The sequence below is a fragment of the Hominisplanchenecus murintestinalis genome (genome assembly GCF_943193015.1).
In the GTDB taxonomy this organism is placed as follows: domain Bacteria; phylum Bacillota; class Clostridia; order Lachnospirales; family Lachnospiraceae; genus Hominisplanchenecus_A; species Hominisplanchenecus_A murintestinalis.
The window spans coordinates 1-10,971 of the sequence record NZ_CALPCM010000055.1 but is presented as its reverse complement, the minus strand read 5'-3'; the positions used below and the strand labels follow the sequence as shown (position 1 = coordinate 10,971).

At 47.9% G+C, this 10,971-nt stretch carries 12 protein-coding genes and 1 pseudogene; 12 read left to right on the top strand and 1 reads right to left on the bottom strand.

Going from position 1 to position 10,971, the window contains the following annotated elements; genetic code table 11:
• Nucleotides 1-82 precede the first annotated feature (82 nt).
• The 5 genes from brxL (at nt 83) to NFR99_RS15325 (ending at nt 5,706) form a co-directional block, all read left to right on the top strand.
• Entirely contained in the window at nt 83-2,149 is a 2,067-nt protein-coding gene (brxL, locus tag NFR99_RS13270) for a protease Lon-related BREX system protein BrxL (protein WP_251353885.1), read from the top strand.
• A 31-nt stretch (nt 2,150-2,180) separates the two neighbouring features.
• Nucleotides 2,181-3,191, top strand: a complete 1,011-nt coding sequence (locus NFR99_RS13265; RefSeq protein ID WP_330642205.1) for an ABC-three component system protein — start codon at nt 2,181-2,183, stop codon at nt 3,189-3,191.
• A complete protein-coding gene (locus tag NFR99_RS13260) occupies nt 3,175-3,633 on the top strand; it encodes an ABC-three component system middle component 2 (protein ID WP_251353883.1) in 459 nt (152 codons plus the stop codon). Before NFR99_RS13265 ends, NFR99_RS13260 begins: the two co-directional genes overlap by 17 nt.
• The gene (locus tag NFR99_RS13255; RefSeq protein ID WP_251353882.1) at nt 3,621-5,396 is read left to right on the top strand and encodes a hypothetical protein; all 1,776 of its coding nucleotides are present in this window, start codon (nt 3,621-3,623) and stop codon (nt 5,394-5,396) included. Before NFR99_RS13260 ends, NFR99_RS13255 begins: the two co-directional genes overlap by 13 nt.
• 175 nt (nt 5,397-5,571) lie before the next feature.
• On the top strand, nt 5,572-5,706 hold the full coding sequence (locus NFR99_RS15325; protein ID WP_277613463.1) for a hypothetical protein: 135 nt from the start codon (nt 5,572-5,574) through the stop codon (nt 5,704-5,706).
• A 61-nt stretch (nt 5,707-5,767) separates the two neighbouring features.
• On the opposite strand, the gene NFR99_RS13250 is transcribed toward NFR99_RS15325, so the two are convergent.
• Nucleotides 5,768-6,514 carry a helix-turn-helix domain-containing protein gene (locus tag NFR99_RS13250; RefSeq protein WP_251353881.1) on the bottom strand — a complete coding sequence of 249 codons (747 nt, stop codon included), beginning with the start codon at nt 6,512-6,514 and terminating at the stop codon, nt 5,768-5,770.
• A 414-nt stretch (nt 6,515-6,928) separates the two neighbouring features.
• On the opposite strand from NFR99_RS13250, the gene NFR99_RS13245 reads away from it, so the two are divergent.
• The 7 genes and pseudogenes from NFR99_RS13245 to NFR99_RS13215 all read left to right on the top strand — a co-directional run.
• Nucleotides 6,929-7,462 (top strand): sigma-70 family RNA polymerase sigma factor, encoded by a 534-nt coding sequence (locus tag NFR99_RS13245; RefSeq protein WP_251353880.1) that lies wholly within the window; start codon nt 6,929-6,931, stop codon nt 7,460-7,462.
• 93 nt (nt 7,463-7,555) lie between these two features.
• Entirely contained in the window at nt 7,556-7,801 is a 246-nt protein-coding gene (locus NFR99_RS13240; protein WP_029200906.1) for a hypothetical protein, read from the top strand.
• Nucleotides 7,758-8,105, top strand: a complete 348-nt coding sequence (locus tag NFR99_RS13235) for a hypothetical protein (RefSeq protein ID WP_251353879.1) — start codon at nt 7,758-7,760, stop codon at nt 8,103-8,105. Before NFR99_RS13240 ends, NFR99_RS13235 begins: the two co-directional genes overlap by 44 nt.
• On the top strand, nt 8,098-9,219 hold the full coding sequence (locus tag NFR99_RS13230; RefSeq protein WP_251353878.1) for a DUF2800 domain-containing protein: 1,122 nt from the start codon (nt 8,098-8,100) through the stop codon (nt 9,217-9,219). The genes NFR99_RS13235 and NFR99_RS13230 overlap by 8 nt, the downstream gene beginning before the upstream one ends.
• 14 nt (nt 9,220-9,233) lie before the next feature.
• On the top strand, nt 9,234-9,803 hold the full coding sequence (locus tag NFR99_RS13225) for a DUF2815 family protein (RefSeq protein ID WP_251353877.1): 570 nt from the start codon (nt 9,234-9,236) through the stop codon (nt 9,801-9,803).
• A 66-nt stretch (nt 9,804-9,869) separates the two neighbouring features.
• Nucleotides 9,870-10,037: a hypothetical protein gene (locus tag NFR99_RS13220; RefSeq protein WP_251353876.1), complete on the top strand. Its 168-nt coding sequence runs from the start codon at nt 9,870-9,872 to the stop codon at nt 10,035-10,037.
• A gap of 45 nt (nt 10,038-10,082) precedes the next feature.
• Nucleotides 10,083-10,793 (top strand): annotated as a pseudogene (locus NFR99_RS13215) (hypothetical protein); the annotation flags it as partial.
• Nucleotides 10,794-10,971 lie beyond the last annotated feature (178 nt).

The following is a 10,971-nucleotide window of genomic DNA, read 5'->3' as shown; positions in this document are numbered from 1 at the left end:
ATATAGATTTATTAGATTGGACTTTGTAACTATTAACCAGTAGTCATTCTTGACTACACCATTATTATACTAGGAGAGAAGCATGGAACCGATCGCAGAAGGCGCTGTAGATAAGCGCGAAGAGATTAAGAATAAGCTCCGTCAGTGCTTTGACGGGAAGATCGTCCGAAAGGATCTGACAAAGAAAATCAAGGAAGGTGCGAATGTACCGGTGTATGTCCTGGAGTTCCTGCTGGGACAGTATTGCAGTTCGGACGATGATGCAGTTATTGAACAGGGTGTGCAGAATGTAAAGAAGATCCTGGCGGAGAACTTTGTCCGTCCGGATGAGGCACAGAAGGTTTTGTCCAGACTTCGTAAGAAGGGAAGCTATACCGTCATCGACATGGTGACGGCAAGACTGGATATGAAGCGGAACCTGTATGTTGCCAGCTTCTCGAATCTGGGGATCACGAATGTCCTTCTGGATGATGAGTATCCGGAGAAATATGACCGGCTGCTCTGCGGCGGTATATGGTGCATCGTGCAGCTGGACTATGAATATGTAGAAGAAGAAAAGAAGAACGGCATGCCGGTACAGATCCGTAAGCTGACTCCGATCCAGATGCCTCATGTCGAGATTGAGGAACTGAAGGAAGGCCGCAAGCAGTTCACAGAGGATGAATGGCTGGACATCATGATGCGTTCGATCGGTATGGAGCCGGATGAGCTGACAGAGCGTGAGAAATGGCTGCTTCTGCTGCGTATGGTTCCGCTGGTCGAGAATAACTTCAATCTGTGTGAGCTGGGTCCGAGATCCACAGGTAAATCACATCTTTATAAAGAAATCTCACCGAACAGTATCCTGGTGTCCGGTGGGCAGACCACGGTAGCGAACCTTTTCTATAACATGGGAAGGAAGACTGTCGGCCTGGTAGGCCTGTGGGACTGCGTGGCTTTCGATGAGGTTGCCGGCATTAACTTCAAAGATAAAGACGGCATCCAGATCATGAAGGACTACATGGCATCCGGGTCCTTTGCCAGAGGTAAAGAAGAGAAGGCAGCATCCGCATCAATGGTCTTTGTTGGAAATATCAATCAGAGTGTAGATGTGCTGCTGAAGACCTCCAGTCTGTTTGATCCGTTCCCGCCTGAAATGGGAACCGATACGGCATTCCTTGACCGTATGCACTGCTATATTCCTGGTTGGGAGATCCCGAAGTTCAGACCGGAGCATTTTACCGATGACTATGGGTTCATCACAGATTATCTGTCTGAGTTCGTCCGGGAGCTTCGGAAGGAACAATATGGCGATGCCCTGGATGAATACTTCCGTCTGGGAAGAAATCTGAACCAGAGAGATACCATTGCGGTCCGGAAGATGGTCGGCGGTCTTGTAAAGCTGATGTATCCGGATGGTGTTTATACGAAGGAGCAGCTGGAAGAGATCCTGAAGATCGCGCTGGAGATGCGCCGCCGTGTCAAAGAGCAGCTGAAGAAGCTGGGCGGTATGGAATTCTATGACGTGAACTTCTCCTATATTGATCTGGAAGACATGTCTGAGCACTATGTATCCGTTCCGGAGCAGGGCGGCGGAAAGCTGATCCCTGAAGGAATGTGCAATCCGGGACAGGTCTACACCATATCGCAGGGCAAGTCCGGCATGATCGGAGTGTTCCGTCTGGAGAGCCAGATGCTGCCGGGTAACGGTAAGCTGGAGAGAACTGGTCTTGGATCTGACCGTGATGCGAAGGAATCTTCTAATACGGCATTCAATTTCTTGAAGGCGAACGGCAACCGGATCAGCGGATCCATCAGCACAACGCAGAAGGACTACATCATCAATTATCAGGATCTGCAGGGAATCGGCATGACTGGAAAGCTGGCATTGCCGACGCTGATCGCACTGTGCTCTATCGCTTTGGGAAGGCCTGTGCAGAGCTCAACAGCAGTCCTGGGTGAGATCAGTATCAGCGGTACATTGATCAAGGTAGATAACCTGGCCGATACGCTGCAGGTGTGCCTGGATTGTGGAGCGAAGAAGGTTCTGCTCCCGCAGACATCGTTTGTGGATTTCGCAACGGTGCCGCCGGAGCTTATGAGCGCTTTCCAGCTGATCCCGTATCAGAGTGCGGAAGATGCAGTGTTCAAGGCGCTGGGAGTGGAGTAAATCATAGTAAAGGAAGTGACGTTTGGTGGGAATGCTCAATTATTCATCATATGTTCATAAGATGGAAGTAGGGCTCCGTAGGAATGGTATGCATCCTATGGCTGTTCTTTTGCTGACTTCTATCACCAAATATCCTTCCGTAAAGAACAGATGGGGAAAGCCTTATAAGATTTCCCGAACAGAAGCCAGAGACTGGTATCATGGAGCGCAGAGCATTCCGCAGGGTATTAAGGACGGTGCTGACAATTCCGCAGTGGTCAGAGGAATAGAACAGTATTTTGAAGACAATGTTGTGCCTGAGATCTATTCGGATAAAGAGCAGGATGTTCTGGATGGGATCCTGGAGCTGGTGCATGATGACAAGGGAATACAAAAGACAACACGGAAAAAACTAGAGAAGCTTTACGCTGATGGTGAGACTGCGTCATTCCTGTCTACAACATTCCTTTTGGCTATTAAGAATGAAAATGGGTTATTCCAGCGTCCAGTAAGAAAGAAAAAGTCAAAGCCGCTTGCAGAGACAGATGATATCGAAGAGTTCGAGAATCTGATGAAGCAGCGCTATAAGAAGCCAGATCCTATGACACCGCCAAAGGAACTTGCGGAGCATGAGCTGACTTATGCGACAGAACTTTTAGCGGCCTACGCAGATGCGGCCAAGGTTCCTGAGATGGCGCGTGAAGATCTTCAGGCTCCAGGTAATGCACGTTTTTTGAGAGATTTCGATCGGCAGCGCAGGTTTTATTATATGGCAGAAACAATTCTTGAGGCTTCAAAAGATATGCTGAAGCTGAAGGAGTCGGAATGCTTTGATAAGGCAAAGGGTGAGGTATATGACTACATCATCCAGACCTGTGACAGTCCGTATGACGACGGATATAAGAGACTTTGTGCCGTTATACAAAGGGCAGGCGGCACGCCGCTCTCAAAGGCAATTGACGACATGCTCCTAAACTGGATGGGTCCAGGCGAGAAGCAAGGTGTCTGTCATATGCTTGTGAATGATAAGCAAATAAGGTGGGTGGATGATGAAAATATTTAATTCGGATTTTGAAATGGAACTTCGGATCCTCCTGCTGTTATCCCAGACAAAACGAGCTCTTTCCAGAGAAGAGATCGTGAATTATGACTTTATTACAATATATAGCGCAGATTTCGGGATCGGAGAAGAGAACCTTCACGGAGATAATAAATATAAATACGGAGAGTTTGCCAGCAGGCAAGAACTATGTTGGATTGCTATAAAGCAGCTTGTCCTTGATGGTCTCGTGACTGTTATTACAAAGGACGGGTTCGCATATAAGATTTCTGCGGCAGGACTTGACTATACTAAAGCGATGGAAAGCGCATACTCCATTGAATACCGGGAAATTGCACGTAAGGTTTTCCAGCAATATGCAAATTATTCTGAGAAGGAAATGCGCTCAGAAATCGATAAAAAAGCAATAGAATCAGCACGGAGGATGAGATCATGTACTACATAAAGAAAATATTCCTGACGGGCAGCGGTGTCGAAACCTCAGGGGTGGATCTTACGCCGGGGCTGAACATTATTTACGGACCGTCAGAAACAGGAAAAAGCTATATTACAAAGTGCATCAAGTTTATGTATGGGAAAAAAGATTCGGAGATTGATGATACCTTCGGCTTTGACACTATACATATGATCCTCGATGTGGATGGTAAGCCTCTCACATTAGTCAGGAGGCTGGATGAAGAAAAAATAACGGTATCAGGAAACGTCAATGGTATCGATAACGGAGATTACAGTCTCTCTTCCGGCAAAAAGAGAATTGGAGATCTGTGGCTTACACTTATGGGAATCGATGAGCCAACACAGATAATAAAGAAAAACGATTTTACACCGGAGAGACTGAACTTCTCATCGCTTTGGCATATGTTTCTGGTGGATGAGGATACAATCTCCAAGACAGAAAGTATTCTGATGCCTTCGCAGTATCCGAAGTGGCCAAAAACCAAGGCTGCGATTTTGTATTTGATGCTGGGTGACAATTTCCTAAAAGACCAGGATCCGAAAGAAAAGAATAAAGCAAAAGAACGGCGTAAAGCGGTTGAATCCTTTATCAATACCAGAATATCAACACTTGTGACGAAGAAGCAGACTCTGAAGGATAGCTATAAAGGGCTGACTATGGATGAGCTGCAGAGGAAGATCGGTGATGTTCTTAAGGAGATTGATTCAGCTGAGAGGCAGATGAACGCTGCTATTGTTAAGAGCAGAGAGCTGGCAACGGAAATTGTGGACATCGATGAGCAACTGGCAGAAAGCAGAGCACTTAGAAACAGATATAAGGCATTGCGGAGCCAGTACAGATCCGACATTCGCCGACTCACATTTATCGCTGAAGGCGACATTGAGGGTGAAAAAATCAAGAAGCCGGTAAACTGTCCGTATTGTGGTAGCGGAGTAGATGCGGCAAAGAGGAAATCATATGTTGAACCGGCTAAAGCAGAAGTAGAGAAGCTGGTTCCAAAGATTAGTGATTTGCAGGATGCTCAGGATGAACTGGCAGCAGCAATCAAGGGACTTGAAGCGCGTAGATCAGAAGCGGTTACAGAAAAGGATGCACTTGATCAACAGATTAAGTCACAGATGCGGCCAAGAATATCAGCACTACAGGATCACCTGCTTGAATATAAACTGGCAGTTGAGTATTCAAAAGAAGAGCAGGTTCTTTCCGATATGGAACAAGACATGAAGGAAGAACTGAAGAAATTTGAAGCTGAAGATGGACTTGAATTAAAGTTCGACGTGGATGCTCATTACACGGACGAAATAATGCAACGGTGGGATACCATTATAGATTCCATCTTCAGAGAATGCCGCTATGACCGATATGATATTTCCGTTTTCTCGAAAGCGACTTTCGATGTAAGTGTAAACGGTCATGCGAAAAAGACTTTTGGTGAAGGGTACAGAGCTTTTGTAAATGTCATCATGATACTGGCTTTGCAGGAGTATCTTGAAAAATACGGCAAGTACAAATCAGATATCATCGTGTTGGATTCACCGATCCTTACGTTGAAAGAAAGAGTCTCTGTAAAAGCATCAGAGGGCATGCAGGCCTCTCTGTTCAAGTACCTGATCGCCCATCAGGAGAAACGTCAAACGATTGTGGTTGAAAATGATCCGCCTAAGATTGACTATACTGGCGTTAATATGATTCACTTCACGCAGGAAGATGACGGCAAGAGCCGGTTTGGTCTGCTGAAGGGTGTAAAGTAAAAATAATATCGCAGTCCGAGAGAGTCTGAGGAGAAATCCCCAGGCTCTTTTTTTGTACTCATTTTCATGTTGAGTCATCCAACATTATCCAACATCTACCAACGTCGCTGAAAAATACAACACGGCATGCCCTCATTTACAATGAAGCCATCCTGAAAGAAAGGGGGTAAACGTCATGAACAAGCGTCAGACATCGAAGCCAGTCGCAAGCAAGGCGAGCAAGATTCTGAGAGACGGACGTTACGGCAAGACTGCGAAGTCAGTTGCCGGAAGTGCATTGTCTCAGACGAAGACCGGCAAGAAGAAGTAGGTCAGGAAAAGACAGGCAGAGACGGATCTTAATTGATCAGCCTGCCTGTCCCCTTCGGGGGTTATTCATAGACGGAAAAGAAGTAGGTGCCTTTTGATGTATCAATCCTCAGGGCATCCGGAAGTTTTTCATCAACGGCATTTTCATAGAGGATATCGCGAATGTTGTTTGTGATCAGGTAAGTAATGATATCAATCTGTTCGCGAGTCTGAGCAGCCCACAATTCTCTGCTGTCAGTCTCTTCATCCTCATATTCGTCATCACTTCCATAGTCTTCTTTTTTAACGCCAATGCCTTCCTCATAGATCATTTGAAACAGTCTATCGAGGATACCGATGGAGAGTTTATGAGATTTGCTGCCGGTGAGTAATTCGTCAATCAGGTACAGAGCAAAGGCTTTGTAATACTTGTGAGATGACCAATTCTCTTCCAGCTCGCGAGTTTCAGCCCAGTCTGGTTCAGTTGCAAGGTTCGTGCGGTATTCATGTAGCTGTTCCAGGGCAGCTGGTGAGAGCCCGGTATAACGATGAGCGTCGGTGATGTCATGAGTCCTTTGACCAATGCGGCCAAGAAGATAATCGGCATCGCAGTCCAGCAGTTCGCAGATGTTAGCGAGTACATCGGCAGTAGGAGTTGATTTTCCCTGTTCCCATGACTGGATCGTTCCAAACATGTTGTTGTCGATCTTCTTTTTACCCTGGCGAATCATACCAAAACGCTGCATATAGGCATCCGCAAAGGCCTGTTGGCTGGAGAACTTCCGTCTGCGGCATTCCTGCAGTCTTTGAGTAAATATAGTTATATTCATAATACTGTTTACTCCGTTCCAAAATCATATTTTAGGCATATAACAGTATTCATTATAAATCGGCTAACCTTATATAGCAACAGGGAGGTGTTGATGACCGGAAAAACAACCACAAAAGCCGCTTAGGAAGATAGGACGGTGGATACGGATCAGAGTCCTCATCTGAGGATGAAGGTTCTGATGGGTGTCCAGCGGATACTCAAATAGCTATTTACAAATTTCATATCGGCCCATGATGCGCAGTGGACAGGATACGAACATATTGCATTCCAGACAGTTGCTGAAGAAGCAACAGCGGGATGTGATGTGGATGTACCCGTGGTTTACTGCGCTCTTTTTGCATCATGGGTACGTCGGGGGATAAGCCTGTCGGTGTCTTGTCTCACTGTCTCCGGGCCAGAACGGAGGCAAAAGATGTTATTCAGGAAAACACCGACAAGTGAGAGAGACAAGTACGTGTACAGGTTCAATGACGGAACGGTATCTGTCATCACCGAAGGCAGCGAAGCAGAGGTCTGGATCAAGTCCCTGCATTCCTTCGATGACGCTGAGGTCTACAACAACATCAAGAACAGCAGACCGCAGCTGGAATCCTGGCAGAAGAAGGCAGTTGAGGAATGGAAGGCACAGCATCCGGGCGAAGAACCTGAGAAGAACTGGAATCTTTCGATGGACGGCCTTATGAAGACGGAGAACCAGGACACCAGTATCTATGCCAGACAGCTTGCGGAGATGACAGCGGAAGAGCCTGATCCGCAGAAGGAACTTCTTTATGAGAAACTGGCGGAGCTGCCGGAGGAAGACCAGGATCTGTACAGACTGTATTTCACGGAAGGCTATTCTCAGGAAGAGATTGCGGAGAAGAAAGGCGTGTCGCAGAACACCATTTCAAAGAAGCTGCGTCGCATCCAGAAGACACTGACTGAGATGTGCAGGAAAGAAATTTAAAAGTTTTTCGGAAGAGGGGTTTAAAACGCCCCTCTTTCTTTGACTGGGATATGCAAGGGAGATGAACTTCCTGCAGAAAGCGAGGTGGAAAAGATGGCATTGAAACACAGGATCACCATCAACGTCACTGATCCACACGGCAATACCGGGACGGTTCTCAAAGGAGCGGACGTAAGGCTTCCTGCGAGACTGATCAGATTCCTGTTCGGGGATTTTACGCAGGTGTATCTGCTTAAGCCAGGACAGTCGGTCGAATCGGTGGATGTGAAAGAAGTCAAAGAAGGAGGAAGCGGCAATGGGAAAAATGAGCGAGCTTGCGGCGGAACTTGCAGAGCTTAAGCGCTGCGGCGAGGTGCTGATCGGGATCTCTGAAACGCTGACGGAGATGTTCTCCGGAACGGATGCGGAGCCGGCAGCGGAGACAAAGGAAGAAAAGCCTGCGAAGAAGACAGAAAAGAAGCAGAAGGCAAAAGAGGTCACGCTTGCAGAGGTCAGGGCGGTCCTTGCGGAGAAGTCCAGACAGGGACACACCAGCGAGGTGAAGGCACTGCTCTCCAAGTACGGTGCGGACAAGCTGTCTGAAGTGGATCCGGCAAAGTTCGGTGAACTGAAGGCAGAAGCGGAGGTGCTGGGAGATGGCTAAACACGCGTTTCTGTCAGCATCATCAGCCCACCGATGGCTGGAATGCCCGCCGTCGGCAAAAGCCTGCGAAGGCGTGGATGACAGGGCAAGTCCCTATGCAAAGCAGGGAACTGACTGCCATGAGCTCTGTGCCTACCTGGTAGAAAAGGCTCTTGGCCGGGATGTGGAAGATCCGACAGAGAACCTTGATTACTATGATCAGGAAATGCAGGACTGTGCTGATGGCTACTGCTCATACGTGATGGAACAAGTGGAAGAGGCGAAGAAGCACTGTCCGGATCCACAGATCATGGTGGAGCAGAGACTGGACTTCTCCCGATGGGTAGAGGATGGTTTCGGAACCGGTGACTGCGTGATCGTGGCGGATGATGTGCTTCAGATCATTGACTACAAACATGGTCTTGGCGTTTTGGTATCGGCAGAGAAGAATCCGCAGATGATGTGTTATGCGCTGGGAGCGGTGGAATTGTTTGACGGTATCTACGATATCAGAGAGATCCGGATGACGATCTACCAGCCACGCAGGGAAAATGTCAGCACATATTCCATGACAAAGGAAGAACTGCTTGCCTGGGCGGAAGAGGTCCTGGTGCCGACCGCAAAGCTGGCATATGAAGGCAAGGGTGAGTTTAAAGCCGGAGAACACTGCCAGTTCTGCAAGATTAAGGCGACCTGCAGGAAGCGTGCAGAGTACAATCTGGAGCTTGCACGGTATGACTTCGAGATGCCGGACACGTTGGATGAAGAAGAGATCGCGGCGATCCTGCCAAAGATCGACAGTCTTGTTTCATGGGCGGGCGATGTTAAGGAATATGCACTGCAGCAGGCTCTTTCCGGAACAGAATATCCTGGCTTCAAAGTTGTCGAGGGCAGGAGCAACCGGAAGTATACCGATGAAGCTGCAGTCGCTGAAGCGGTGAAGGCAGCGGGGAAAGATCCCTTTGAGAAAAAGCTGCTTGGTATTACAGCGATGACTTCCCTGCTTGGGAAGAAGAGATTTGAGGAACTGTTGGGCGGACTTACCTATAAGCCGCCAGGCAAACCGGCGCTTGTGCCGGAGAGTGACAAACGGCCCGCCATGAATACGGCGGCTGAAGATTTCAAAGACAATTAAGGAGGAAATACATTATGTCTAACAAGAATTTTATCAATCCGACAAAGGTTATCACGGGTCCTGAGACCAGATGGTCTTATGCAAATGTCTGGGACGCGAAGTCCATCAACGGTGGTGCTCCGAAGTTTTCGGTATCGCTGATTATCCCGAAGTCTGACACAAAGACGCTGGAGAAGATTAGAGCGGCGATCCAGGCAGCATACGATGAGGGACAGAGCAAGCTGAAGGGCAACGGCAAAAGCGTTCCTGCTCTCTCCGCACTGAAGACTCCCTTAAGGGATGGCGATACAGAGAGACCGGATGATGAGGCCTATGCCAACGCTTACTTTGTCAACGCCAACAGCGGAACAGCTCCTGGGATCGTGGATGCAGACAGACAGCCTATTATTGACCGCTCCGAGGTTTATTCCGGAGTGTACGGCAGGGCTTCCATCAACTTCTATGCATTCAACAGCAATGGAAACCGTGGTATTGCCTGCGGTCTGAATAACCTTCAGAAGATCCGTGACGGCGAGCCTCTTGGTGGTAAGTCCAGAGCCGAGGATGACTTCGCTACGGATGAGGATGACGATTTCCTGTCATAACTGAAAACAAAGCCGGCGGTGGTATAAGCTGCCGCCGGTGACAATCTAAGAATCGAGGTAAAAAGAATGGATCAGACAGTATATTCGCAGGTGCTTATTACCTGCACGACAATCAATGTAGTGATTATCATTTCAACTCTCACTATGTGGATCGGGACAAAGATCCACGACCATCGTGAGAAGAAAAAGCAGGAACGTGAAGAGCAGGCTAAGAAGGAAGAAGCTGCTCAGTAAATCGGACGGGGGGCATCGGTCGGGAGCGGTCGGTGCCTTCTTTGAATGGAGGTGGGTACAGTGTCTGATATTAAGACATTGAGTATAGATATCGAAACTTACTCAGGATATGACCTGAACAAGTGCGGCGTGTACAAGTATGTCGAGCATCCGGACTTTGACATCTTGCTGTTTGGGTATGCCGTGAATGGCGGTGACGTGCAGGTGGTCGATCTTGCCTGCGGGGAAGAGATACCGGAGAACGTGATCTCTGCCTTATCGGATGGGTCCGTGGTGAAATGGGCGTTCAATGCTTCTTTTGAGAGGGTGTGCTTGTCTATGTGGCTGCGACGGAACCATCCGGATCATTTCCACAGCTATAGCATAGACGGAGATTCTGTCCGGAACTACCTGGATCCGGAGGCATGGCGGTGTTCAATGGTGTGGTCTGCCTATATGGGTCTTCCGTTGTCACTGGAAGGTTCCGGCGCGGTGTTAGGTCTTGAACAGCAGAAACTGAAGGAAGGCCGTGATCTGATCAGGTACTTCTGTGTGCCGTGTAAGGCTACGAAGGCAAACGGAGGCAGGACAAGAAATCTCCCGGAGCATGATCAGGAAAAATGGGATCTCTTCAAATCCTACAACAAGAGGGACGTGGAAGTGGAGATGTCGATTCAGAAAAGACTTTCAGGATATCCGGTGCCTGGCTTTGTATGGGATGAATACCATCTGGATCAGGAAATCAATGACAGGGGCATTGCCCTTGATATGAAGGTTGAGATGGTCAAGCTTTTTTGTAACACTTACAAGGAAAAGTTTTGACATAATCATGCCTGCATTCTTTTTTCAAATGGTGTCATATATCCATTTGATGAATGGAGGCTGTAAAAAATCTTGTGTCTATGGATTTTAGACTTTCCTGATAAGAATTAGATATGTAAGAGGTTTTTGTCGG